Source organism: Streptomyces sp. SID8352 (assembly GCF_009862265.1).
GTDB lineage: Bacteria > Actinomycetota > Actinomycetes > Streptomycetales > Streptomycetaceae > Streptomyces.
Genome location: NZ_WWGX01000096.1, coordinates 50316 through 76268, shown reverse-complemented (window position 1 = coordinate 76268; position 25953 = coordinate 50316). Strand labels below are relative to the sequence as shown.

Below are 25953 nucleotides of genomic sequence, written 5' to 3'. Positions count from 1 at the left end.
GCCGTCCCGACGTGGTGCTGGGCGACCGCGGCTACGACCACGACAAGTACCGCCGCCTCGTCCGCGCCCTCGGCGTGAAACCGCAGATCGCCCGACGCGGCACCGAGCACGGCTCGGGCCTGGGCATCCAACGGTGGGTCGTCGAGCGGGCCTTCGCCCACCTCCACTGGTTCCGCCGCCTGCGGATCCGCTGGGAGATACGCGACGACATCCACGAAGCCTTCCTCATCCTCGGATGCGCACTCATCTGCTGGCGACGCCTGAAGTCATTGCGTTAGGAGTTCTAAGAGACCGTTGTGCTCCAACGTTGCGTCGCGGGCCTGCGACGCAACGCCCGCGATCCCCGATGGCCCCTCGCACTCCTCGGCCTCGGATGATCACAAACCGGACGCAACGCGACTACGCCGAGGCCCTGCCGCCTGTGGCGGGTCAGTGGTGGTTGTAAGTGAGGCTCGCGATGGCGTCGTGGCTGTGGATGCTTTCCAGGTTCTTCGCCGTGACGGTGTGGGTCAGCCCTTTGTCTCGGCAGGTGAGGCTTATGTCCCGGATGATGTCTTCGACGAACACGGGGTGGTCGTAGGCCTGCATGGTGACGACGCGTTCATCAGGCCGCTTGATAAGCGGGATGACGGGAGCGGAGCCAGTGGCACGCAGCATCTGGATGATCTCGTGGACCGGTAGGGGATAAGGGGTGTCGTCGGTGCCGGTGATCTCCAGGGTGATCTCGCTGCGTTGGTTGTGGGCGCCGTAGTCGGAGATGGCTTTGGAGCAGGGGCACAGGCTGGTGACGTGCGTGGTCACCGAGGTGGTGACAGTGCATCCGGAAGCGGTGATGCGGCCGGTGACGGTGACGTCGTGGGCCTGCCAGGATTCCCGCTGGCTGGCGGGGGCGGTGACAGCCGTGGCGATGGGCAGGGTCAGGGCGAGGGTGAGAGCCGGTGCATCGAGCAGGGCGAGGCCACGCTTGAGAGCGATGGGAAACTCCTGCGGGGTCAGCGTGGCGACTTCCTCGTGCACGAGCGCGATCATGCGGCTCATGTGGGTGCCGCGCCGGTCGGCTTGCAGGCCGACGGTGACGCTGATGTCAGCAATGCCCTGCTGTCGGGTGTAGCCGTCGTCGAAGGTGAGGGGGTAACGCAGGCCGCTGATGCCCACCTCGTCGATGGAAATGCCGCGGCGGTCGGCTTCGTTTTGGATGTCGTGCATGCCTTACACGCCTCGATAAGTGCAACCGGAGGTGCAGGTTTCCCGCACGGTGATCTCGGACAGTGCGGGAAGTTCGCCGATCAGCCGGTCCCAGATCCAGCGGGCCAGGTTCTCGCTGGTGGGGTTGTCCAGGCCTTCGATGTCGTTCAGGTAGTAGTGGTCGAGTTGAGCATCGATGGGCTTGAAGGCCCGCTTGATGTCGCCGAAGTCCATCACCCAGCCCAGTTCTGCATCGACGGGGGCTTCGACGTGCACGATCACCTTGTAGGAGTGGCCGTGGAGGCGGGCACACTTGTGGCCCTCAGGTACGCGCGGCAGGCGGTGCGCTGCTTCGAAGGTGAACTCGCGAAAGATTTCCATTACTGAATTCCCAGATACTTGTGCGTCTGGAGGGAGAGAGTCCAGCGCGGGTTCTTCATGCAGTATTCGACGGTGGCACGGGTATGGGCTTCACGGTGAGCGTCATCCAGCGGTTGCAGCCTGAAGTGCCGGAAGTCCAGTTCTTCGAACTGGGCGGGGTCACCGCCGACCTGCGGGTAGACCAGTTTCAGTTCGTCACCCTGGGTGAGGACCAGAGTGGAGCCGATCTTGGGGCTGACGCACAGCCAGTCGATCCCTCGTGGGGCCGGGCGAGTGCCGTTGGTTTCCACTGCGACTTCGAAGCCGCGCTCGTGCAGAGCCTCGATGGTTTCTTCATCCAGTTGCAGCAGGGGCTCTCCACCGGTGCACACCACGAACCGGTGGGCTCGATCGGTCGTGGGCCAGGCGGCCTCCACGGCATCGGCTAGGTCCAGCGGTGTGCGAAAGCGGCCGCCGCCTTCACCGTCGGTGCCGACGAAGTCGGTGTCGCAGAACTGGCAGATGGCGCGGGCCCTGTCCTGTTCCCGGCCTGTCCACAGGTTGCAGCGGGAGAAGCGGCAGAAGACCGCCGGACGCCCTGCGTGGCTGCCTTCTCCCTGCAGGGTGTAGAAGATTTCCTTGATCAGATAGGTCATGCTCAGGCGCTCTGATACCGGACGGGGTCCTTCACGCCGGCTTCAGCGAAGCCCTTCAGGCGCAGCAGGCAGGTGTCGCACTTACCGCAGGCCTGCCCCTGCTCGTCGGGGTCGTAGCAGGAGGAAGTAAGGGAGTAGTCCACGCCCAGTCGCAGGCCCTCGCGCACGATGTCGGCCTTGGACAGCGCGATCAGGGGGGAATGCAGGGTGATCTTGGAGGTTCCTTCCACCCCGGCTCGGGTGGCCAGGTTGGCCATGGTGGCGAAGGCCTCCATGTACTCGGGGCGGCAGTCGGGGTAGCCGCTGTAGTCCACGGCTGTGACCCCGGTGAAGATGTCGCTGGCACCGACCGTCTCGGCGAACGCCAGCGCGAATGAGAGGAAGATCGTGTTGCGGGCCGGCACATACGTGATCGGCACCCCGCCCTCCTCGACGTCCTCCAGCGTCTCGTGCTTGGGCACCTCGATGTCGGAGGTCAGGGCAGAGCCGCCGAAAACCCGCAGATCGATGTCGGCAATGACGTGCTGGGCCACGCCCTGGGTCTGCGCCACGCGCTGAGCCGCCTCCAGTTCGATGCTGTGCCGCTGGCCGTAGCGGAAGCTGAGCGCGTAGGGAGTGAATCCCTGGTCCTTGGCGATGGCCAGCACCGTGGTCGAGTCCAGGCCGCCGCTCAGCAACACGATCGCGGGACGGTCCATGCTGTCACTCCCCTATCTGCAGTCCAGTTTCCTCAGTTGAGGCAGGTGCAGCCTACCCCCCTAACTACCGGCTACAGTAACCACAACAAAAATCGAGTTACGGAAGCCAGGGGTCGAGTCGCAGTGAACGAGTTGCCCATCGTGGTCACGTGCACGGACCGGAAGGCCTCACCACCCCCCGCGGACCTGCAAGCCCGCACCCTGCCCAGCGGCGACCTGCCGCAGCGAGCCGCGGAATGGGCACGCCGCCTGCAGGCAGTCCAGGGCCGGCAGGCGAAACTGCAGGACCTCTACCAGGGGGATCAGTGGCGGCGTGCGCTCGCTCTCACCGACGCCGCAGCTCGAGCAGGGTTTGTCCCTCGTCTCTATGTAGCCTCGGCCGGCCTGGGCCTACGGCAAGTCTCCAGCCTGGCGCCGTCGTATGCAGCGACTTTCGTACCACGACACGCAGATTCCGTGGCTTTCTCCAGTCCTGAAGCATCCCGGTGGTGGGATCACCTGCAGCACCTGGACGGCGCCAGCGATCTGTCTAAGATCGCCACGGCCGCCGGACGGGCACTGGTGGTGCTGTCGGAGACCTACGCCCAGGCCATGCAGCGGGACTTGCGCGGGCTCGCGGCCGCCGACGCCGAGGTGGTGCTGATCGGGGGCGCCTGCGATCTGGACGGGGTGCTGCGGGTGCCGGCCAATGCCGCCCTGCGGCAGGCCCTCGGCGGAACCCTCACCAGCTTGAACACCCGCATGGCAGCCTCCTGGCTCGAGCACTGCACGCCGGGCCGCCTCATCAGCCCTGAGGCGCAGGCGCGTTGGGATGCCTGGGCCTCTCAGGCGGCCCGGCCCGAACGTTACGCACGCACACCTATGTCGGACGAGCTGGTGATCGCCTTCATCAAAGAGATGAAGGCCCTCCACCCCGACTCCTCCCGCACTCGTCTGCTGCGTCTCTTCAGAGACAAGGGGATGGCCTGTGAACAGAGGCGCTTCGCAGACCTGTACACATCAACGATTGGCCGCTGATGACTTTCACTGTGCTTAAGCGTCGGGCCCTGCGGATCGAGCAGCACCCCACGATCCCGCTGTATGTGTTCACGTTGGCGGCAGAAGAGGTGCACCAGGTTGCCGACGTCGCGCGGATCTCCCGGGACGAGGCCGGCAGGCTCATCGGCTACCAGCGCCCCGAGAAAAAGCAGCACGTCAAGCAGATCCTGGAGTATCTCGACAGTGACGAGGTCCTCTTTCCCAACGGACTGATTCTCGCCTTGCCCTCCAGTGTGCGGTTCAAGTCCAGCCCCGGCCCCAGCAGCAGCGACGGCCTGTGTACCTCCGGAACGCTGGAGATCTCTCTGCCCGATTCCCCCGATGCCCCCCGGCCGGCCTGGATCGTCGACGGCCAGCAGCGCAGCCTCGCTCTGGCCCGCACCCGCAACACCCGCCTGGCCGTGACCATCGCCGGGTTTGTCGCCGAAGACCTGGAAACCCAGCGAGACCAGTTCCTGCGCGTGAACACGGTCTCCCCGCTGCCGACCAACCTCGTCACCGAACTGCTTCCCGAAGTCGGCACGGTGCTGCCGACCAAACTGTCCGCCAGGAAACTCCCCTCGGTCCTGGTCGAAGCCCTCAATCAGGACAAGGATTCGCCCTTTCACGGGTTGGTGCGCCGCCCTTCCACCACGGCCGAGCAGAAAGCGGAGGCTGTCGTCACCGACAACAGCCTCACCACGGCCATACAGGAATCCCTCAACTCCCCTTCGGGTGTTTTCTTCCCCTACAAAAATCTGTCCAACGGCACCGTCGACACCGCCACCATCCGGCAGATTCTTGTCATCTATTGGAATGCCGTCCGGGACACCTTCCCGGAAGCGTGGGGCCTGCCGGCGACTCGGAGTCGGCTGATGCACGGAGTGGGCATCCGCTCCATGGGGCGTCTCATGGACCGCGTAATGATGGCCATCCCGCCTGCATCCCCCCATGCGCTCGAGCAGGCACGGGCCGAACTCGCACTAGTCGCACCGCACTGCCGTTGGACCGACGGGCGCTGGCCGGACCTGAACATCCCTTGGAACGAACTCCAGAACAACCCGCGCCACATCAGCACCCTGTCGAACTACCTCCTCCGTATCTATGTGCAGGAAAAGGCAAAAGCGGCGTGAAATTCTATTTTCCTGACAGCCAGGACCTGGTGAGCCCCACCTACGACTTCGTCAACGACGAGTACTCGCCCTACCGAGTGCGCCAACGGGACGACGTCTACGCTCACCAGGTTGTGACGCCGATCCCCTACGACGGGATCCTCGTCAGCAAGGCGGTCGTCGACGGATCCGTGAAAGGCTCGGGAAAATACTCCTCCCCGCAGCGCGAGCGTTTCTACCGGCTGGGCGTGAGAAATTTCTTCCGTCTCCCCGAAGCCTGTGCCACCATCGGTGACTGTGGCGCCTTCAACTATATAGACGAAGAGCGTCCGCCTTACGAGGTGGATGAAGTCATGGACTTCTACGGCCGTTGTGGATTCGATGCGGGAATTAGTATCGACCACATTATCTTCGGGTATATTCCCGAAGAGTCTGATAAGCAGCCCGAAGACGCCTGGATCACCCGGCAGCAAATCTCCCTGGAACTTGCCGAAGAATTCATTACCGCAACACGAAAATCAGGCGCGCACTTCGAACCGGTCGGTGCAGCACAGGGTTGGGGCCCGCAAAGCTACGCGCACAGCGTGAAGCAGTTGCAGAAGATGGGTTACCGGCGCATCGCACTGGGCGGCATGGTTCCCCTCAAATCGCACGAAATCCTCTCCTGCCTGCGCGCCATCGACGACATTCGCTCCCCGGGAACAGGATTGCATCTCCTCGGCATCAACCGGGTGGACAGCATGGAACAGTTCGCCCGTCACGGCGTGACCAGTTTCGACAGTACCTCCGCCTTCCGTCAGGCCTTCATGGATGACCGCAATAACTACCACTCGGCCACCGACTCCTACACGGCCATCAGGGTCCCCCAAGTCGACGGAAACCCCGCACTCAAGCGGCTCATCCTGTCCGGGAACGTGTCGCAGGCAGAAGCAATCGCCGCCGAGCGAGCCAGCCTGCGCGCCCTGCGCGAATTCGATCGCGAGGAAACGTCCATAGAGGAGGTCCTGGCTGCCCTCGGAACCTACGAATCCCTCGTACTCGGGCCCAAAAAGAAAAGCTACCTCGAAGTGTATGAGCGCACCCTGAGCGATGCGCCCTGGCGCATCTGTCCCTGCGCCCTGTGTGAGAAGCACGGAATTGAGATCGTGATATTCCGGGGGAGTGAGCGAAATAAGCGTCGCGGATTTCATAATTTGACCGTGCTCGAAGCGAAAATGCGATCACTCACCTTCGGGTAAGATCCGCCCTCTACTTTTTATCCATGTCAGGAGATGCGATGGCCGACCGCTACGAACTCAGGCTCCCCGCACTTGAAGTGCGTCAGGGTGACCGAAAAATCTACTGCTTCGCTGTCGACGGAAAGAAGATCCACAGCTTCGCCGCCGTCTCCCGCGTCCGGCGGGACGACAGCAGCAGCCTGCAGGGCTACCAGCGACCCGAAGTCCTCAGCCACATCCGGGGCATCCGCCGCTACCTCGAGTCCGACAACGCCATGCTCCCCAACGCCCTGGTCCTGGCGTTCGACGAGTCCGTCAGGTTCGAGACCGGAGCACGCCGGGCTGCCGGCGTCGACTACTCCGTCCCGGGAGAATTGGTCATCCCCGTCGACGAATCCCTTCCCGATGAGGAAAAGCCCGCCCTGATCGTGGACGGACAGCAGCGCAGCGCCGCCATCCGCGACGCGGACCTGGCCGAATTCCCCGTAGCCGCCGTCGGATTCATCGCCGACGATCAACAAGATCAGCGCTCCCAGTTCATCCTGGTCAACTCCACCAAGCCGCTACCCAAGGGCCTCATCCACGAACTGCTGCCCGAAACCAGCGGACACCTCCCTCCCTCCTACGCCCGCAAGCGCCTGCCAGCGCAGTTGATGACCCGCCTCAACATCGACGGCGAGGGCCCCTTCTACGGCCGCGTCGCCAGCCCCACCTCCCCCCACGGCAACATCAAAGACACCAGCCTGCTGCGCATGCTGGAGCACAGCCTCTTCGAAGGGGCCCTCTACCAGTACCGCAACCCCGAAGACGGCTCCGGCGACGTCGAACGCATGCTGCTGCACCTGCGCTCCTTTTGGACCATCGTGCAGGAATCCTTCAGCGACGCCTGGAAGCTCCCGCCCCGCCAGTCCCGCCTCAGCCACGGAGCAGGCATCCAAGCCATGGGTTTCGTCATGGATAGCCTCACCGACGGCATGGCCGCCGAAGACGTCGACTGCGACCGGGTCCGCAACGCCATCCTGAGCCTGATGCCGGTCACCGCCTGGACCTCCGGCATGTGGCGCTTCCCCGACGGCGAACAGCGCCGCTGGAATGGCCTGCAAAACACCCCCAACGACATCCGCCTGCTCACCGACCTGCTGGTGCGCACCGTGCGGGGCTGACCGGCCGACTGGGTTCACCGTGCCTGGATCGGACACGGTGAATGCCCCTCATCTGCCGTGCTTGCGCCCGTCCTCGGCGGCTGCCAATTGGACCGACCCATCCTGCAGCGCATCCACGATGGCACGCACCACGGATACCGACCCGGCCCTGTGGCACTGTCGCCCGATTCGCGGGTGGTGTGCGGGGCTTTCGGCGGGGTCGGGGTGTGAGGTCGAGGTCGGCGAAGTGGGTGCGGCGTGTGGTGCCTGCAGGGAGTCCGGTCGAGTGGGCGTCGATGCGGTGCGGTAGAGCAGGGACACGATTATCAGGGCAGCATTACAAGTCCCCGTCGACGAGCCTGTAGGCGGGTGCCGACCAGCAGCGATGACTTTATGAGCCTCACACGCCGAGGTCGAGGCGGTCGCGGGCCCGGGTGACGGCAACGTAAGCGAGGCGGGCTTCTACCTCAAACCTTGCCGGCGCGGAGCAAGCCGTGTATTGCCGCGCGCAGAAGAGAGGCCGAACCACTGCCGTCCGCATATTCGGTAACAGCTGATTTTGCGTGCTGTGTGATGAACCCTGTGGCGGCGTGCTTGGCACAGCGGGCGGCCAAGACGATCACGTCTGCCTGTCGGGCTTTTTGACGCAGTTGGGAACTTCCTACGCTGTCGTGGGAAGCGGTCACTTTGAGGCCAGGGACAAGTTGCTGAAGCGTCTCGCTGACTCGGTCGAGCACTCGTTCGTCGAGGGAGTACAGCAGGAGTTGGCACCCCGTTGCGGCCTTGAGTTCTGCTTCGGCGTCTTGTGCTTCGCCTTCGCTGGGCTGGCTCTGCCAGTCCAGTTCAATGCCGAGTTCCGTGGACAGGCGGCGCGCCATGCTCAGGTCGCCGGGGTCCAAGCGCCCCTGGTGCACGCTCAGTGGTAGCAGCAGTGCCAGGGCGAAGGTTTCGCGTGCGTTTGGCTCGGGGCTGGCTTCCATGACGAGGCGGTCGGCGAAGTCCAGTGCGATGGCGGCTCGTTCGGGGGCCACCCAGCGTTCGCAGGTGTCGGCGAGTTCTTCCAGCAGTTGTTTGTAAGTAGCGGCGGAAGGACTGGAGCGCAGGACGATTTCGGTGAGGGCCTGTACGGCTAGCAGGTCTCCTGGGCCGAGCCAGTCGTATGCCAGTGCGCAGGTGATCAGGGCGCGTGCGCTCAAGGGGGCAGGCTGGCCGTACCCGACGCTGTCGATGAAGGCGCCCACGTATCGCCAGATTTTTGCCTGGCTGTCGTCGGGGAGGTCCTCCAGCACGGTGGCGATGTGCCGGTCGTCTTGGGCTGGTGATGGCCAGTCGGTCCACGCTTCCTGGTCCAGGATGCTGGTCAGGTGGGCGTGGCCGTCGGCGACCGCGCTCATCAACTCCGGCCAAGAGGTGGGAGTTGCTGGTGTGGGTGGTGCGTCCGCGTGGTGTGTCGGGGACGCGGGGGCGGGAACTTCGGGCGTTTCGGTGGATTTGCTTGTCTGGTGGGTTGGTATCCCGTCCGGCTGGACGTTGTGCAACGCGGTGATAGCGCTACGAAGAGCCAAGGGAAGGGATTCGAGGGGTGCGTTCTTTTGGAGGGTGGTGAGAACTGTTTGGGTGCTTGCCAAGTCCTCTCGGCTCACGGCGGCGAGGAGGAGGACGGTGAGGGCTTCAGTGGAGTATGAGGCTTGGGCGTCTTCGAAGGGCGCAAGGGCGAGGAAGCCTCGATCGCGCAGGGCTTGTTGGGCGCCTGGCAGGTCACCGCAGGTGAGTGGTTCGTGCAGGTCGCATGCGTAGACAGCGTTAAGCACTGCTTCCTTGACGGGGATCGGCGGGTTTTGCCGCACGATGTCGCCCAGGTCAGGGTAGTCGAGCAGTTCCTGGTCGAGGCCAAGGCGGGAGAGCCGTTTGATGCGCAGGTAGGCGAGGTTGACGGCGTTGATGCCGCCTTGCGCTGCCAACTGCTCGAGCGTTGCTTGGGAGGCTGCTTCGCCGCCGGCGGCCAGGGCAGCGTCGAACTCGGCCAGGAGTCGCCCCGTGGGTTTGGTTACGCGCCACAGGCGAGGGGGGCGACTGGCCAGGGTGCGCTGCATGAGCAGGGCGACGTCGGTCAGTTTCTGGCGGTAGCGGCGGTTGGGGTGGGTTTCCAGGCGGAAGGTGGTTGCTTCGCCGGCGAGGTCCAGCAGCGCGGACTCGATGGGGTCGTTGACGTCGAGGGTGCACGGACGCACGCCTGCGTCGATGAGGTACGTCGGTCCGGCGAATGCGGTGATGATCTGGGTCATGAGCGCCGCGTGTGCTTCGTCACGGGCGGTGACGTAGATGGCGAAGCGGTCCTGGGCTTGCTGGTAGCGGGGCAGGACGAGGGGAATGTCAGTACTGCGGCGCAGCAGGTCGACGAAGGGCCGGGCTCGTTTGCCCTTGCGGGGGTCGGGATCCATTCCTGGCCACGCGTCGTTGCCTGGGCCGAAGAAGCGCTGAAAGAGGTCGTCCAGGTCCTGTGTGGTCCAGGCCGGGGCGCTTTGGCGTGTGGTGGTCACTGATGCTCCTTCCAGCGCTGGGCGAGTTCGAGGCGTGCCTGGCCTGCATGGCTGCCTCCCACCTTGTAGGTCACGGCTTCATCGTTTTCCAACAAGCCGCGCACGGTGAAGTTCATTGACCCGGTGAGCAGCCAGTCACGGCCGCAGATGGTCTTTTCGTGGACGGAGGCGTCTTGCACCACGCGGACGGATTGGGCAGGGGTGCGGCGGTGCAATCGGGCGAGGAAGTGAGCGTTGTGGGGATCGGGGCGGGTGACGACGGTGAGGGCGGAGCCAGCGGTCACGATCCGGGCGAGGAGGTCGGATAGTGAGCAGGCGCTGGGAGGGGTGTCGCCGAACAGGTCGTCGTATGATCCGTGGCTGTTGTCCACGACGTGGACGTCGCTGATCCAGGGCGAGACCAGCCACATTCTGGGTCCGGGGAAGAGAAGTTCTCCCATCAGGGCCGTGGCAAGAATGGTGTCGGGGTTTTCACCGGTGGGTCCGCCGGTGCGTACGGGGCGCTGGAGTCCATTCATTGTGTGGCCTCTCGGATGTCCACTCGTACGTGCCATTGCTGGCCGTGGCGGCTCATGCTTTGCATTTCTCCGTGTACGCGCATCGCGTCTCGGTCGATCGGCAGGGCCGGCACCCGGACGATGGCGTCGGCCAGTGCGGTGGTGGCTTGGGTGTCTGCGGTCAACACGGCGGCGGCGTGTTGGGCTAGTGCGGTTTGGTAGCGCTCTTCCCAGCCTTCTTCGGTGACGTCGATGTGGGGCAGTTGTTCGTCGTGTGCTGCGGTGGCCAGGAGTCGGTCCAGGCTGGCGGGGCGGTCGAGATAAGGCTGGTAGTGCTGGAGATGGTGGTTGCGGGCGTCGCGGCCACGCGGCCAGAGCAGGCTGAAGGCTTGGTCGGCGCTAAGGCGCGGTCCCGGGCCGGTGGGCATGCGGCCTGATCCGACGGCGTAAGCGATGACGCGGGCATCGACTTCCACGCCCAGGCGTTGTTCCAGGGACCGCCATCCTTCGACCAATGCCAGTGTGCTGGCGTCGGTGGCGGGAGTGCTGCCGGGACGCAGCAGCCGGGTTGACAGTGCTGCCACTGCGCTGTGGCGTGGGGGGCCGTCGATGTCGCTCCAGGCCTCGCGCAGTGTTGTCAGCGCTTGGTTGGATTCGGCGGCGGAGGTGTGGGCCCGCAGGGCTGCCATGGCACGTGCTGCCTTGCCGTTGGGCTGGGTGGTCACGTGGTGCAGGAGTCGGGTGACGGTGGAGTCGACGTATTCGTAGTCGTTGGGGGTCAGTGCTGATTCGACCAGGCGCCAAAAGCGCCGCGGGTCTTCGGCGTAGTGCCGGGAGAGCTGCTCGATGACACCTAGACCTCCGATGGAGGTTTCGCTGAGCCAGATCGCGGCCGCGTTGTGGCTGTGTGCGGGCAGTTCCACGTCCACAATCAGGTCGCCGTCTTGGGCGTCGGGGCAGGCGCGAAGGGCGGCGGTCAAGATGGCTGCGGCCATGGTGTCGGTGTAGGTACGGCGTGCCAGGTCGGCTGTGCGCTGGGCGATGTCCGAGGCCACGAGGAGGTGTCCGGCGCGGTCGAGTGCGTCGATGACGACGGGTTGCTGGCTGAGTTCGGTGAGGGTGGCGATGAGGCGTTCGTTGCTCTGTGCGGGTGATGTAGCTGGGTCGTCGCGGTAGAGCACGCTGAGGATCTCGCTCAGGTCGTCTCGCCAGGTTCCGGTGGCGAGCAGCTGGCGGATCGATGCCGGGGCGGGGCTGTTTTCTGCCAGGCCTCGCAGGGAGAACGACGTCAGGTAGGCCAGGGCCAGCCAGCCGCGCTGGAATTGGTTGGTCACCTCGCTGAGGGCGGCGTCGCTGTCGACGGCGTGGAAGAAGGCCAGGGTGCGCCATTGGGGCGAGGTCAGATACTGGGCGACCTGGGGGTGGCTGGTGTCGAGGGGCGCCAGGGTGAAGGAGGCTGCGTCCACGTTCAGTCGGAAGCCGAGTGCGGCCGGTTCCCCGTTCAGGGTGTAGCGCACGGTGCGTGCGTCGGTGGTGCCCCCGTCGTAGCTGACCTCAAAGCGCGATCCGCATGTCATGCGGCGCACCTCGATGGGGTTGCCTGCCTCGTGGGTGGCGAAGCCCACGCTGGTGATGCGTTGTCCCCAGGGCGAGGGGTGGGGAATATCGGCGGGCAAGGGGCGTGCGCCGGCTTCGACGACGAGTTGTGAGCCCCACAGAGGAAATCCTTGGGACCGGTCGGCGACCTGCTTGTCCGGCTTGCTCAATTGCAGTCGGTGCGGGCGAAGGACGACGACGTCTGACGGTTCTTGGCCGGTGAGGGTTGGGGTCCAGCGGCCTTCGGCGGTCGAGACGGGCACGAGGGTGCTGTCGAGTTCCAGGGTGTCCTGGCCCAGCGGCGGGATGGGCAGCCAGGTGCGGTGGTCGTCGTGCTGGTGGCCGTAGCGGCGGCTGATTCTTCCCGGTACGGCCTCGCGCAGGGCTCTGGCAATCGGCAGCAGTTCATCGGCGCTGTCCTGCTCAGCCGTGTTGGCTGTGGGCTGCGCAGCGAAGGGCAGGATCAGGGCGACTTCGGGCACGTTCAGGGGGTCGAACAGGGTGCGTGTGACGAACTCCGGGAGCACCGCTCTGGGTTCGGCGCCGGGGTCTTTGTCCTGGAGGACTTGCCAGTCGTTCTTCAGCCGGCGCAGCGCGGTGGGAACGACGCTGAGGAGCAAGGAGCGCGGCTCTTCCCACAGCAGGGCTTGTACGTCGTCGGCGGTCAGGTGCAGTGACGCCTTGAGGTGGCGGGCCAGGTCGTCTTGGAGAGCGGGAGTGGTCAACAGACTCTCCAGCAGGTGCGCCAAGGCTTCACCAGCGGCCCTTTCTTCCTTGCTGCTGCTTCCCCCGCTGGGTGCGGTCAGCAGCCCTCGAGGGTCGGCCCACCAATGGCTGGGGCGGATCTTGCGCCCGGCCCAGTCCAGCAGTGATTGCGCTCCTTGAATCTTGATGACGAAGCGATTGTGGACCGGAAGGTGGCGTGCGGGCACTTCGGGCTGAAACAGCGTTTCGTAGGCCTGGTAGGCCAGACGGTCGCGACCGTAGTCGGAGAGGGTGATGACGGTCAGGGGGCGCATGGCGCGTTGGCGGCCGGCCCGGCCGCGGCGCTGGATGAAGGCTGCCGCGTCGTGGGGTGCCTTGTGCTGGAGTACCAGTCCCACGCGGGGGTCGTTGAATCCGACCTCGAGGGAGGCCGTCGCCACCGTCAGGTTCGCTTGGAGATCGACTCCGACGTCCTGGGAGGAGGTGCGTGCGATGCGCAAGGCGTGGTTGGCCCTGCCAGCAGCGAGTACGTGGCCGATTTTCTCCATGAGGTCCCACGACTGGCCCTCACGGTAGCGTGCCTGGTGCTGGGCGCGCTTCGGGGCCCGCAACGCTGCAAGAACCGGCTTCTTCCCCGGCTTACCGTAGCGGTTTTGTCCTCCTTCGGCGTCCCTGAGATCGTCGTAGAAGCGATTGGTGACGTCCAGGTCGTCGGTGAAGAGGAATCCGGTGGAGCCGTAGAGTGCCGCGTCCTCTTCCGGATCGAGCATGCGTCCAAAGAGCATGGCTGTCTGGATCGACGTCGACAACAAACTGCTGCCTGCGATCGGATCGCCACGCAAGGCCAAGGCGTATTCGCGGCCCTCGTGGTCCATGCTGTCATCGGTGGGCTGAATGTATTCCACGCGGCTGTCGCGCAGTCCTACCAGGCGGGCGAAGAACCCTGCAGCATCGCGCAGGGTCGCGCTCAGGCCGACGAAAGCCACCGGTTTGCGGACAGCGTGCTGCCAACGGCGCAGCAGCAGGGCGGTTTGCGCTCCGTGGATCCCCGAGTAGGTGTGTACCTCGTCAAGCAGGACGAGGGAAGGCGCTGCGCCGCCTTGCCAGCCCAGCAGGCGGCTGAGCCCGCCACCGGCGCTGTTCAGGTTGAGCATTTCGGTTGTCGTGAACAGCAGGTCAGGAGGTGTGTCTTCCTGAGATTTACGAGTCAGGGCAAGGACGCCGTGGGGAATGGTGGCACGGCAGGCTGGAGCCAGACAGGTCAGGCGCTCTTGATTGCTCCGGCGATCAGCATCACGCCACAACAGTTCACCGCGCTCGCACGCGGGGCAGGTCAGGTACGGGCAGACGGCGCCATCGCGCGTGCGCTTCCAGGCAGTACGGCCCGTGGCGCCGGGTAGCAGGCGAGTGTCGTCTTGGCGGTACGGCGTGTCCCCGTACAGGGCTCCCAGTCGAAACGGCCGACGCCCCAACTTCAGCAGGGCAGGCTCCAGTGAGCGTGCGGTGCTCAATGCCTCGCGCAACTGGTCCCGTAGAAGTTCCTTGCGGGGATACAACGCGAGCGTGTGCAGGCGAAAGGTGTTGGGGCGAGCGCGCTCGGCCATGGCCGCAAAAGCTGGCAGATAAAAAGCCAGAGTCTTGCCGCTGCCGGTGCCAGCGCCCACGATGACGCCACTGGAGTGAGGGCGTTGCAGGGCGCCAGTCACCGCCGCGGTGGCCTCGACCTGGAAGCGGGCGAGGTCGCGGGCGCCGATCTGGGTTTGCGCCACCAGGTGTTGAACGGCTCCCCAGCCTGGTTGGCTGTCCAGTTCCTTCAGTGCTGTGGCTGCTGGAATGTTGCGTTGAGGGTAGCGGCGTGGCGCGGTGTGCAGGCGGTAGTCGGCCACGAGTCGCTTGCCGCTTTGCCACCACGGTGTGGACTCATCCCGCGCTTGCCAGGGAAAAAGCTGCCGCAGTTGTGCTGCGAGTCGGACACTCTCTGCAAGGCGTGTGCGGTACTGCGCAGGGGAGGTGTCGGGCACTTTGAAGAGCCAGGCCCGGTCGCGGAACTCATAGAGCAGGTCCTCGCTCGACATCTGCGCAACGTCCGCGGGGGCCTTGGGCAGCAAGGATTCTATGACGTCGAGGACTTCATGCTCGGTCAGGGATCCGTCGGTGATACCCCACGACACGAGAGGCAGTTCGCGGTCCTCGAGGGCGTTGAGGACCAGGTTGTAAAAGCGCGCCAGCGCAGGTGAGATCACGCTCGCCTCCTTCGGACTTCCAGGTCGCCATCGAGTTGGCACTGGCGCAGCAGCGCGATTTCTGCGTCGGTGATGTCCTTCAGTAGCTGCGAGGTACCAGATGCCAGGCGGTCCAGGAGTGTCTGCAGTTCCGGCGGGGGGGCCGGGGCGGTGCTGAGCAGTTCGGCCAGCTCAGCATGCGCGTTGGCAAACAGGGTGATCGCTGATGCATCGACTTCTGCGGTCCGGGCGGCTTTGACGAGGTCCTGGTGCAGTGACTTCGCTCGGCTCTGCTCGCCGATGGAGAGCATGACTTGCCGGGCCAGTTCCAGTCCGGCCAGTTGCGTCTGCGTCCACTGCCGCCAGGCCTCCTGACTGTCCCGGGCGATGCGCTCTACCGTCTTTTGTACTGCGGTCGATGCGCGAGTGAAGGCCGCGTTGGGGGGCAAGCCGCCGCCCTCGCACTGACGGGAGAATGCCGCCAGGCCGGAGTCGACTCCGGACAGGTCGATGTCCGGGTTTGCGGGTTGCATCATCAGCGAGCGGGCGATACGGAGGTGGCGCTGCAAGGTGACCAGGTGGGTCCGCAAGACGATGATGCGTTCGCTGATGCGCCGCGCTTCCTCCTCTCCCTTGGCTCCCTCGTTGAGACGGCGTGCTTCAGCCTGAAGGCGTTCTGCCTTTTGCAGGACAGACAGGGGCCCGCTCATCGGTCTTCTCCCTCTACGTTCAGCGCCTGCCACTCGGTCAGAATGTCCTGAACTGCCCGGGCGGCTTCGTCGCCGTGGGAGTTGGTTCGAGATTCTGCGTGGTCCAAGGCAGCGGTCAGCCACGTGTCGCTGGCCACGAGAAACTCCTGCACGACCTGCACGGTTGCGCCGCGGTCTCGCGCGGCAGCAGTGATGGATGCCGCGTGGCGCGCAGCATCGGTGGCGTCTGAATCGTCGACTTTACGCAGGTCGTCCTCGAGTTGGTTGAGGATCTTCCAGTCGACGTCGCGGGCACCTTCCAGCAACTCGGTGATCTGCTTGAAGGTTGCCCGAGGGATCGAGATGCTCGCGTCCTCGGCGGCCGCGAGGGCGTCGCGTACTGCGGCCAGGACCTGCGCGGAAGTAGTACCGCGCGGATGATGCTGGCGAATGACGTCCAACTGATCGTGCAGGGAGGCGTTTTGGTTGTTGACGACGTCGATCCAGTTGGCGAAGTTCTTGACGGCCGGCTTCACGTGGTCCGGCGGCGGTTCCTTCCCTTCCATCTGCCAGTCCCACTGTGTGCACGCCTGACGCAACAGCGGCAGAGTTCGGGCAGCGTCGATCAGGCGCGGTTGCCCGTTGCCCTGAGCCACGCCCAGTGCGTTGCGAAGCCATTCGACCAGGGCGGGCCTGTTGGGGAGGTGGGACTCCAGCAGTTTGTCCCATGCAGGATCGCGGTTGGCTGCGTCCTGACGCTTCCATGAACGCCCGTCATGGAAGGCTGCCGCCAAGAGGTCGGTCTCGTCCATGCCAGGCCATGCAACACCAGCCAACGCAGCACCGATGAGCGAAGCCCTCAGTCCGAGGACCAGTTCGTCGTCGGTGATCTGCAGGCTTGTTTGCAGGGCCGTCGTAAAAGACGCAGCGTAGCGGTCTGCGTCGGCACTCAACCGGCGTACATGCTCTGCTCGTTGCGCGGGGTGGCCGTTCTTCATCAGCAGGATGCTGTGCAGGTAACGACTGTTTCGCGCGGTCCGCTTGATACGAATGGGTGCGGTCGCAGCGCCGACCAGGTTTTCCGTTGCCCCTTCGATCGAGACCACACGGGCGTTGACGGGCCACACGGCGCGGGCGGTGGTTTGAGATTGTTCCGGCATCAAGGGATCGATCCAGCGGTAGCGCTGGACGACCGCGCCGATGAGTGCGGTGCGCAGCTCCGAAGCAACGGACTGCAGGAGCACATGGTCTCGAGTGAGCCAGTCATCCACTGCCTTGAGCTTGGCCAGAAGCGATGGTAGAAGGTCTGATTCAGCGGAGACAGGAGCGGTCGTCGTCGGCGTGCTGGTGACGGTGCTCCTCTTGTCCCCTTCAGCTTCTACCTGGGCTTTCGGCGTCTGTTTGATCGCTGTGCTGTCACCAGAGAAGGTGCGGTGTTCCAAGGCGAAGGCGTCGATGACGGCGTTGGGCAGGGCGTCGGCGTGGGTGGGGGCGTTTCCCCAAAATTCCAGGACAAGCTTGCGGCGGGCGGCATCCAGGTGGTCCTCAGCCTCGACCACTTCCTGCACTTCGGCAGGCAGTGGGTCATCAACGGCTGCTGTAGGGAACTGAGAACGGAAGCGGGCGTCGGGGAAGGATCCTTCCTTGAGCGCGGTCGCGTGCTCGACCAGGACAGGACGGATCACGCTTCCCAAAACGGTGCGGGGGACAAACGCGTAAGGGTCGCTGCGTGGGGCAGTGGCGTGGATGGTGCGCACCAGCGCAGACTCGTTGAAGGGATAGAGCCCAAAGCCCTGGGAGGTTGCCCCGAACTGCTCGTGGCATTGGGTGATCAGGGGGCAGGATTCGCAGTGGTTGGTGACCTGTCCGTCGTCCGCGCTTTCCAGGGCGTCCCGTCCAAGGCGGGCGGCGTTCAGATACCGCCCGACGAACGAGGCGATCTCTTCCTCGCCTTGGTCGTCCTGGGTGAAGGGCACGTTGAGGTTGTAGACGTAGCCGGTCGTTGCCCGCACGCGGGTCAGGGCAGTTTCCGGCAGGTCCTTGAAGTAACCCGTGGTGACAGCCATGAGGGTGCGGATGGGCGCCAGGCTTGCGCTGCCAAAGCGGTTGCCCGCCTCGATGACCGCATCGAGAAGATCTTTCTGGACACCCTGAATGAGTGCAAAGTCTTCGATCAGCAAAACGATCTCTTTGCCCTCGCGGGCGTACTCCCGCCGCACCTTGAGCATGGCGTCCTGCAGGCGGCCGGAGCCCAGGCTGGCTACCTGCTTGACGGCCGTTTCCAAGTGCTGGTTCAGCAGGTCAACGGCAGCCTGCTGCAGGAGGGGGTTACCCGAGATCGCGCCGACCAGTTTGATCGTGATCTGGGCGGCCTGGTGGAGATCGAGCAGGTCGGTCGGTAGATCGTCGATAGTGAAGGCCATGGGACGGTCTGGTTCGCCACCCGCGCGGTCATGAAGCAGCTGCTCTGCCAGTTCGGTGATGAACTTGCCCTGGGCGAGCATGGAGGCACTCACGTGGGGGTCTTGCAAGATGACGGTCAGGCCGCGGGGGCCGGCCAGGGGGCGGGCGTGCTGCGGAACGTCGCGGACTGTGGTGGCGGCCAGGGATTCACTCAGTGCGTTGACCAGTCGCCTGCTGAGCGTGGCGACGTTCATGCTGTCGGTGAAGCGATGGATGTCGTCGCGCAGTTTGGCCAGGTTGCCGTCCTGGACGTCGGCGAGGAGGGCGTCGATGACGGCCCGCAGACTCGTCTTGGCCTTTTCCAGGTAGATGACCTTGCGCTTGGCCGAGTCGGGCAGCGTTTCGCCTACCCAGCGCACCAGGTGGGACTTTCCCGTGCCGGAGTCACCCACAATCGGCACCAAAAGTGCACCGGTGTCGGATTTCAGTGCAAGGAACTCATCGCGGACGGTTTTCTCGTCGACCAGGGCGCCGTCGGCCAAAACGGAGCGCCCGTCCAGGCGGGAGCGGCGGATACGCAGCGGTGCATGCGTGGCCAGGAAGACCGCTCGGGAAGGGCTGACTGCTTCGGTGTTGATCGTCGCAGCTGCCGTTTCAGGCTTCCAGCACAAAAAGCCGCGAAGGTCAGCCATTCTGGTCCTCCGAGATGACGATGTCGGACACGTAGTGCGAGGGGCGGTCGGGGTCGTGAAGGCTCAGGATGCGCTGCGCATCGGCATCTTGCTGCAGAACGAGCCAGCCCTCGTCTTCACCGCGCAGGAGAGCAAAGGACAAGGCAGGGCCAGCTGATCGTGCTCCTGGGTCGGGGATTCCCAAGGCCGTGGCGTACTCACCGCCGGGAAGCACCGGTAGGGCTGTGCGCAGGGCCTGGGCGGCGTCAACGGCGTTGACGCGTTCCCCGATCCCCCACATCGTCAGCATGGTCTGTTTGATGGCTGCCGTGCAGTCCGGCGACAGGGGCCCCTTGCCCGAGGTGGGCAGCAAGGGAGTCGCTCCGAAGCCCAGGGCGGGGGCCCAGTGCACGAAGCGATTCCAGCGGGTGTCATTTTTGGAAGCGGTGCCCGCTTCGGGGTTGAGGTCGACAGACTGCTCAAGCTGAGCGATATCCCAAGTGGCGGCTTCGCCCAGGGGGTCTCGGGACAAGAACCACACGAGCGTACGGGTCAGGTCCCGCGGACCGGTCTGCGAAGGATCCTGGGCCAGTCCCGCATTGAGGTCACTGTCCAAGACAGCACGGCGAAGGCAGGCAGCGAACGCGGCGAAGTCCGTGCCGTCCACGCTCACAGCATGTCCAGCGAGCCGGATGTGGTTGTCTTCCTCTGCGATCAGCCCCAGGTCCCTCAGGGTGCGTACGGTTTGATCGAAGGTCTTGTTCTCCTTTCCCTCGGTGAGCGAGGGCGGAGCCAAGAACGACCGTGCCCGGTCGACGGGCAGTGGTTTGCCTTCTGCGGCAAGCAGTCGAACCACGGCCCACATAAAGGGTGGTACCGAGGCTTCCACATTCAGCAGGGCCATCAGAAAGACTCCAGGGCAGTACGTACCCACAGGTGGGCGCGGTGGATGGCAATGAGAGGGGCTTGGGGGCGGTCCGGATGCGTCAGGGACCGGGGATGCAGCAGGTACGTCACATCCTGGGACTCAAAACGCATCGCCGCTTCCGGCCCCATGACGGAATCCTCCGGGTCCATGAGCCAGACCAGGGGGTTGGTGTAGCGGTCGAGGAGGTCTCCATCGGAGTCCACGATGAGGGGATGCGGGCGCACGTCGCGCTGCAGTCGTCGGGTGGAAAGGCGGCTGATTCCCGGACCGCCCACGGCCGACATCCCCCGTGCCGCCAACCGCTCGAGCAGTTCGGGTATGAGGTCGTTGAACTCTTGTTGGGTTTCCCAGTAGATGGAAAGACACGAAAGGTCTGTCCTGAAGCGCTGCAGGGGATCTGCGCTGCTGGTGGGCCAGGACGGCACCGGGGGCCGGGGTTCCACGGCCAGTCGGTAGTAGCCGGCAGCACTCCCGCGCGCGGGGCCGTTCTTACGGCAGTGCGGGCACCCGCGGCAGGTGACTGCAGTGGGCAAGGTGCCCCCCTGGTACGGCACGCGATAATGCTCTGCCAGTGCCTCGCCCCAGCAGCGTTCACTGCGCAAAATGGTGCGCAGTCGCCCGCCCGCACTGTGCTGGTCGGCGATGATCTGCTGACGCACCTGGTTGAAGTGGGCGCCAAAGTAGTCAAGGTCATTGGTTTGGCCGTCGGCGAGGATGATGTCGAACTGCTTGCCCAGTGCGGCATAGAACGCATCGGATCGCTGCTGCCAGGCTGCGTCGGTTTCCTCAGGTGCGCGCACAGGCGGCTCAGGGATGGTCACCGTGATCAGGCCGGCTCTGACCATCAGGTTGAGGATGCGTTCGTTCCAGGTGCGATGTTGGTTGAAGCCTTCGTGCATATCGGCGGGCAGGGAATCAAGGCTGATCCGGTAGGCGCCGCTGGGGGTGCGAATGCGGTCGCGCCACATGGCCCGCCATCGTTTCCAGGCACGCTTGGTCGTCAGTTGCGGATCGCGGTTGAGGCGTTCGGCCAACTCCTCATCGCCGGGGGCGGTGGCCATGTAGGCGATGCAGGGGTTGCCGTCGCGCCCTGCGCGGCCGACTTCCTGGTAGTAGCGATCGGTGGTTTCCGGCAGGCAGGCGTGAACGACGGTGCGTACGTCGGCGAGGTCGACTCCCAGACCAAAGGCTGAGGTGCCGACGACCACGTCAAACCGGGTCGGGCTGGGCCCGGCAGGCGTGGAGCCCGCCCAGCCTTCCAGGGCAGCACGACGATCATCGTCCTTGGAGTCGCCGGTCACCTGGGTCACGCGGCGGAAGCCCACTGAGCGAAGCCGCTCAGCCCAGGCTTCGGCGTCCTTGACGCGCGTCGTGTACAGCGCCAGCGGCTTGGGCAGCATGGCGACGGCCTCGATGACGGCTTCCTGCCGCGTTTCCGGGTCCGGGCAGGTGTCGACGTAGTAACTGGGCTCGTGGCGCAGTTGCGCCGCCCAGACCACCTGCGCCTGTCCTGGTTCGGCAAACAGTTGTTCCAGCAGGATGACCTGGCGGCTGGTGAGGGTGGCGCTCATGGCCACGGTCACCGGGGCCTGCCCTGCGGGGGCCTTGTGCAGCCAGGTGCGCCGGTGGCTGGCCATGGTTTGAAAATCGGGCCGAAAGCCTGTGCCCCACTGCTCGACCAGGTGTGCTTCATCGATGATGAAGTACTGCAGCAGTCCCGCCTCGGCAGCATCCTCCAGCGGTTTCTTCAGCGCCGTCACCACTGCTTCGGGCGAGGTGAACAGCAGGCGCTGGCGGCCGGTGCGGACGTCGTCGCAGATCTGCTGCTTGACCTCCTGCGGCAGGCCGCTGGTGTAGGCGTAGCGTCCGGTCGGGCTTCGTTTGCCTTGCCGTTCAAGGGTGGCTTGCGTTCTGGCTTCCATGTCCAGGGCCAGGATGACGGTGGGCACGACCACAACGGACACGCCCCCGCGGGCACCGGCCAGCAGGGCTGAAGCCTGTGCGACCGCGGTCTTGCCGTGTCCGGTGGGCAGGCACGCGATCGTCGTGGTGCCGGCGGGGGCGAGTGCGACCGCTCGGGCCGCCTGCTGCTGTCCGACGGAGACGTACTCCTGGTATCCCAAGGCCTCGTGCCAAAAGGGATCGGCAGGCTGAGGTTCAAGGTGTCGCCGGAGCGGCGAGTCCTCTCCGAGGTAGACCTGTTCCAGATCCTTTTGAGCGCTGTCTTGTGCTTCGGGCGTCAGCGCTCGCGGGTGCCACGGTTGGGCGAAGACCCGCAGGCCTCGCGCGGTTGGAAGGGTCCGGCAGGCCATCTGTTCCCACTGCTCGCGGCTGGGCAGTGCCGGATCCAGGGGGACGGCGAGTCCGGTGTGGTTTCCCCTGACGGCAGCCTCCAGCAGCACCTGGCGGGTCAGCGCCGCAATGTCGCGCCAGGCGACCGCCTGGGTGTGCTCTGCCGCCTGGTCGGCCAGGGCGTCCTGCAGCCGTCGCAGGGTGCCGGCAGCCGGCTTCGACGGTATCTGGGGCCATGCGGCAAACAATTCCTGGGCCTGCGCCCACGCATCACTCATGGTGCTCCGCCTTCCGGAAGCCGCCGCGCACGATGCAGGTGGCAGCCACCACGCGCACCGAGGGGCGGATGAGCCCCTCCACGAGATCGCCTGCCACGGCAACATCCAGCAGATAGCTCTCGGTATCCCCCAGCAGATGACCGGCTGCCTGGCGCGCCTGGGCCTGGGCGGTTGCGACGGCGAGTTGCTGACGTGCCTGCTCCTGCGCCGTGGTGCACCTGCTCACGAGGTCGGTCGCCTGGAACAGGTGGGCCCGGGCCGCGCCCTCGGCCGCTTGTGCCGCATGCCGGTACTCCTGCCAGCCACCGAACACAGCCAGCAGTTGGCCCTGGTTGGTGACGTTGTAGTTCTGATCTCTCTTCGTTTCCTTGCCGTCCTTGTCCTTGCCGTAGGGGGCATTCAGCCAGGCGCAGACCGCCGGGTCGGCCAGAGCCGTGGGGTGCCCCGCGCGCGTCCACACCTTGAGGGTGAACGGGGGCATGAGGCGATCAGCCTGACGCCTCAGCGCGCGCCGGGCCTCCGGTACGTCTTCGAGGCGGCGCAGTGCGGCACTGATGTCCGCTTCCACGAGATACTCGAGTCCGAAGTAGGCCTCATCGGCTCCGCGACAGGCGGGGTCGAAGCGGCGGAAAGCTGTGGCCTGACCGCATTCATCGGTGAAGACGATGTCGGCGAGCAGGTCCACGAAGGGGTTGCCCGCGCGAAACAGCCTGGTTCCCGGGGCCCGCAACGCGGTGGACCGGTTGAAGACTCCCTGTGTCATGTCGGCATGCATGCGCTCGGCAGCTGCTTTGTAGCGGCGTGGGTCGATCAGCGGGCGTGAGGAAGCAACGTCGAAGTAATCGCGCTGGTGGCCTGCGACGGTACGCGTGCCGTGCCGGAAGCCCAGGCCGCCGTTGTTTCGGTCGGCGTAGTGCACCAGGTCCGTCCGCAGACGTGGCCAGTCTTGTTCCAGGCGATCCAGGGCGGCAGCAATCTGCCGTGTCTGCTCCGACGCCTCATGTACGGACTCCAGCATGTCCATGGTGTCGATATCCCGCTTGGCCTGGCGCAGTTCTTCGCGGATGCTGGGCGACAGCGAGGTCAGCCGCCCCGGACCGTCGACGAGGGCTTGCCCCCACACACCGGGCAGCCCATCAGCAATGATGTCCTGCAGGGTAGAGACAGATGCGGTGAACAGGTCGTATCCCTCGTGCAGCACACGCGCCCACGCGCCGCAAAACGCCTCATCGCCTTCGCGGTCGCCCACGCGGAACTGCTGCGCCGGCCGGTTTTGGCGCAGCGATTCCACCCCGCGGTAGCGGTCCACGCGTCCGATCCGCTGCTCCAACCGGTTGGGAGACCACGGCAGTCGCACGTGCACCACCGTGTCGGCGAGTTGCAGGTTCAGCCCGTCCTCGGCGGATGCGTCAACGACAAGGATCTGGGACTTCGTGGTGTCGCCTGCCGTGCGCCAAGCCAGCACGGCCTGCTCGCAGGCGTCCGATCCGACGTCGAGGGTGTGCAGGCCCACGACGGCCGCGGGTGCCTGCTCGCGCAGCGCATCGGCGACCTGCCCGGCCAGGCTTCCAGGGCCGCAGAAGATCACCGCCCTGGTTCCGGGGCGGACCACCGACAGCAGCGCCTTAGCCAGGACCGTACGGGCCGATACACCGGAGTGGTCGGCGTACTCCTGAATGTAGGCGTCCAGCAGGTCACTCTCGCCGGGCACCGGGGCCGGCGCGGCAAGGTAGCCGCGTTCCTGATCGGTGAGTCCTGCCTGGTCGGCGGCTCGACTGTCGTGGTGCACGCGCCAGCGCAAGGTAGAGAGCACGTCCTTGAACAGGGCCCCGGCCCGTGAGGCGAGTACCGCCAGCGCCATGCCGTAGGCGGTCTGCTGGGTTTCGTCGGCTTCGGTGTCCAGCAGGTGATCAGCGATCAGGGTGCGCCATTGCAGCAGCAGCGCCTGGGCCAACTGGTGTTCCCCGGATTCCACCGCGAGCAGGCGCGGGCGGGTACGTCCCCGCACTTCGTAGGGCACCAGGTCCGATGCTTCGTCGTCGCGCAGCACGGAGGCGCGGCGGTGGCGGATCACTCGTCGGTGCAGGCGGTAGGTCTCACTGAGGTGAGCCCTCAGCGCCTCGACGCGCACTTCCAGTTCCGGGGCCTGCTCCTCGTCCGCCAGTTCGTCGTCGTCGGTGAGCAGCGCCAGCACCTCGGTGGCCAGACCGTCGAAGTGGCCATCGTGGGGCACCAACTCACGCAGGTTGTGGATGGTCATCGGCAGCAGTGCCGGGAAGTAGGCATCCAACTGGAAGGCGCCGTCGGCGAAGTCTTTGCGCCGCCGGTAGCGCTCTTCGAAGGCGGCACGGTCGTCCCAGCGGTACAGGTGTTTATCCAGGAGGTGCAGCAGGCCCAGGTGGGTGACGTAATGCGAGGTCACCGGGGTGGCCGACAACAGCAGCAGGCGCGTGGCCGAGTGGGCGATGCCGCACAGTTCGCGGTAGGGCGACTGCGTCGGCTCGGTGATCGTCTGGACGAGAAGGTGCGCCTCATCGACGATCAGCAGGTCAGCGTCGCGGTAGGTAGCCCACTTGTCGGGGGTGTCGTGAGCGGTGAAGGTGATGCGTGCTTCGGGGAAGTCATCGATGAAGAACTTCTCCAGCATTTCGCTGCGCCATTGCCTGACCAGGGGCGCCGGCGCGAGCACGACAACTCGCGCGCGAGGGTTGTCGATCAGCGTCTGGCGAAAGATGTAGCCGGCTTGGACGGTTTTGCCCAGGCCCACCTCATCGGCCAGCAGGTAGCGCTGCACGGGGTCGGAAAGGACGGTCAGCGCGGCCTGGATCTGATGGGGGTAGATCTCGGCAGCAGAAGACAGCAGGGCCGGGATACTTCCGCTGGCGCCGCGCTGGGCGATGAGGCCGTGCAGCATCGGCAGGCGGGCATCGTGGAAGTAGCCGGATTCGTTGCCTCCCGCGCCCAGTGTTGCCACCGGGTTCCTCACGGGCTGGTCCCAGCGCACGTGCAACTCTGTCGTGCGCACCGGCGGATGCACGTTCGGATGATTGGGGAACCGGACGTAGTACACGCCTGGGTCGCTCCCCTGAACCCGCCCCACGAACCAGACGCCCGTGCTCGGGTCACGCCGATACACGCGGGTCTGGTCGGGCAGGCTGACCGGCGTGCACAGGTGCGCAGCCACCCACTGCGTGTGAACAACCGGTTCCGCTATCGACTCGAAGAAGTCGACCTTGACGTTGTCGCCCTCGACTGCCGTGACACGCCCAACCCCCGGAGAACCGACAAACCGAACAAAATTCCCCACCCTTGGCCTTGACATCACACTTCCTTCAGGGGGCGCTCACATCCGGCAGGCTGAAGCGTAAACGGCACCTCTGACAGTCACCCCGCCCGGGTATGCCAATCCGGTCTGCGATCACGAGAGTAGGGTCTCCGCCTTAGGGTGATTTGTGCCGTCTCACGCCGCCCCTCCCCTGTGTCGACGTTCACTCACGCTAGCGGTGATCACGCCATTCGTGGTCTCTCTGATCGGGTTGGCCGCTCGTAACGTGCCGCAGGACGCCGGGCGGGCCGACTCGAGTACTTCCTGCCGCCCGCAAAAGCTGGCTCTCTTTGGGTGTGTCGACCTGCCCGGTGTCCGTTCGCGGCTTGACTCAACAGAGGCATGAGCATCGGCCACCCCACGCTTCTCGAAGTCGGGATGTCACCTGCGGATTCCACTGACCCGACGTCCGAGAGAGAG

The 25953-nt window shown here is 65.3% G+C and carries 17 protein-coding genes; 5 read left to right on the top strand and 12 right to left on the bottom strand.

Annotated features, from left to right (window positions below; genetic code table 11):
* On the top strand, positions 1–278 hold a 278-nt coding region (locus GTY84_RS29260; protein ID WP_161229418.1), incomplete at its 5' end, for a transposase.
* Positions 279–429: 151 nt separating this feature from the next.
* Here the strand turns inward: GTY84_RS29260 and GTY84_RS29255 are convergent.
* Genes GTY84_RS29255 through queC form a run of 4 tightly spaced genes read right to left on the bottom strand, consistent with a single transcriptional unit; the run spans position 430 to position 2899 of the window.
* On the bottom strand, positions 430–1206 hold the full coding sequence (locus GTY84_RS29255; RefSeq protein ID WP_161229417.1) for a GTP cyclohydrolase, FolE2/MptA family: 777 nt from the start codon (positions 1204–1206) through the stop codon (positions 430–432).
* Positions 1207–1209: 3 nt separating this feature from the next.
* Positions 1210–1566 (bottom strand): 6-carboxytetrahydropterin synthase QueD, encoded by a 357-nt coding sequence (gene queD, locus GTY84_RS29250; RefSeq protein WP_018551858.1) that lies wholly within the window; start codon positions 1564–1566, stop codon positions 1210–1212.
* Positions 1566–2201: a 7-carboxy-7-deazaguanine synthase gene (queE, locus tag GTY84_RS29245; RefSeq protein WP_161229416.1), complete on the bottom strand. Its 636-nt coding sequence runs from the start codon at positions 2199–2201 to the stop codon at positions 1566–1568. Before queE ends, queD begins: the two co-directional genes overlap by 1 nt.
* A gap of 2 nt (positions 2202–2203) precedes the next feature.
* Positions 2204–2899, bottom strand: coding sequence for a 7-cyano-7-deazaguanine synthase QueC (gene queC / locus GTY84_RS29240; protein WP_161229415.1), 696 nt, complete (start codon positions 2897–2899; stop codon positions 2204–2206).
* 456 nt (positions 2900–3355) lie between these two features.
* Here queC and GTY84_RS34295 point away from each other — a divergent pair, with 456 nt between their 5' ends.
* Genes GTY84_RS34295 through dbpB (GTY84_RS29220) form a run of 4 tightly spaced genes read left to right on the top strand, consistent with a single transcriptional unit; the run spans position 3356 to position 7408 of the window.
* Positions 3356–3916 (top strand): hypothetical protein, encoded by a 561-nt coding sequence (locus GTY84_RS34295; protein WP_237532771.1) that lies wholly within the window; start codon positions 3356–3358, stop codon positions 3914–3916.
* Positions 3916–5049, top strand: coding sequence for a DGQHR domain-containing protein DpdB (gene dbpB / locus GTY84_RS29230; protein WP_095709797.1), 1134 nt, complete (start codon positions 3916–3918; stop codon positions 5047–5049). Before GTY84_RS34295 ends, dbpB (GTY84_RS29230) begins: the two co-directional genes overlap by 1 nt.
* Positions 5046–6266 (top strand): tRNA-guanine transglycosylase DpdA, encoded by a 1221-nt coding sequence (gene dpdA / locus GTY84_RS29225; protein ID WP_161229413.1) that lies wholly within the window; start codon positions 5046–5048, stop codon positions 6264–6266. The genes dbpB (GTY84_RS29230) and dpdA overlap by 4 nt, the downstream gene beginning before the upstream one ends.
* Positions 6267–6304: 38 nt before the next feature.
* Positions 6305–7408, top strand: a complete 1104-nt coding sequence (gene dbpB, locus GTY84_RS29220) for a DGQHR domain-containing protein DpdB (RefSeq protein ID WP_161229412.1) — start codon at positions 6305–6307, stop codon at positions 7406–7408.
* A gap of 446 nt (positions 7409–7854) precedes the next feature.
* Here the strand turns inward: dbpB (GTY84_RS29220) and dpdD are convergent, their stop codons facing one another.
* Genes dpdD through dpdE form a run of 8 tightly spaced genes read right to left on the bottom strand, consistent with a single transcriptional unit; the run spans position 7855 to position 25530 of the window.
* A complete protein-coding gene (gene dpdD / locus GTY84_RS29215; protein WP_161229411.1) occupies positions 7855–9927 on the bottom strand; it encodes a protein DpdD in 2073 nt (690 codons plus the stop codon).
* Complete coding sequence (gene dpdK, locus GTY84_RS29210) at positions 9924–10445, bottom strand: phospholipase D-like domain-containing protein DpdK (RefSeq protein ID WP_161229410.1); 522 nt, start codon at positions 10443–10445, stop codon at positions 9924–9926. Before dpdK ends, dpdD begins: the two co-directional genes overlap by 4 nt.
* Positions 10442–14968 carry a protein DpdJ gene (gene dpdJ, locus GTY84_RS29205; protein ID WP_161229409.1) on the bottom strand — a complete coding sequence of 1509 codons (4527 nt, stop codon included), beginning with the start codon at positions 14966–14968 and terminating at the stop codon, positions 10442–10444. The genes dpdK and dpdJ overlap by 4 nt, the downstream gene beginning before the upstream one ends.
* Positions 14965–15657, bottom strand: a complete 693-nt coding sequence (locus GTY84_RS29200) for a hypothetical protein (protein WP_161229408.1) — start codon at positions 15655–15657, stop codon at positions 14965–14967. Before GTY84_RS29200 ends, dpdJ begins: the two co-directional genes overlap by 4 nt.
* Positions 15654–18731 (bottom strand): protein DpdH, encoded by a 3078-nt coding sequence (dpdH, locus tag GTY84_RS29195; RefSeq protein ID WP_161229407.1) that lies wholly within the window; start codon positions 18729–18731, stop codon positions 15654–15656. Before dpdH ends, GTY84_RS29200 begins: the two co-directional genes overlap by 4 nt.
* Complete coding sequence (dpdG, locus tag GTY84_RS29190) at positions 18724–19614, bottom strand: protein DpdG (protein WP_161229406.1); 891 nt, start codon at positions 19612–19614, stop codon at positions 18724–18726. Before dpdG ends, dpdH begins: the two co-directional genes overlap by 8 nt.
* Positions 19614–22208, bottom strand: coding sequence for a protein DpdF (dpdF, locus tag GTY84_RS29185; RefSeq protein WP_161229405.1), 2595 nt, complete (start codon positions 22206–22208; stop codon positions 19614–19616). Before dpdF ends, dpdG begins: the two co-directional genes overlap by 1 nt.
* Positions 22201–25530: a protein DpdE gene (dpdE, locus tag GTY84_RS29180; protein WP_161229404.1), complete on the bottom strand. Its 3330-nt coding sequence runs from the start codon at positions 25528–25530 to the stop codon at positions 22201–22203. The genes dpdF and dpdE overlap by 8 nt, the downstream gene beginning before the upstream one ends.
* Positions 25531–25953 lie beyond the last annotated feature (423 nt).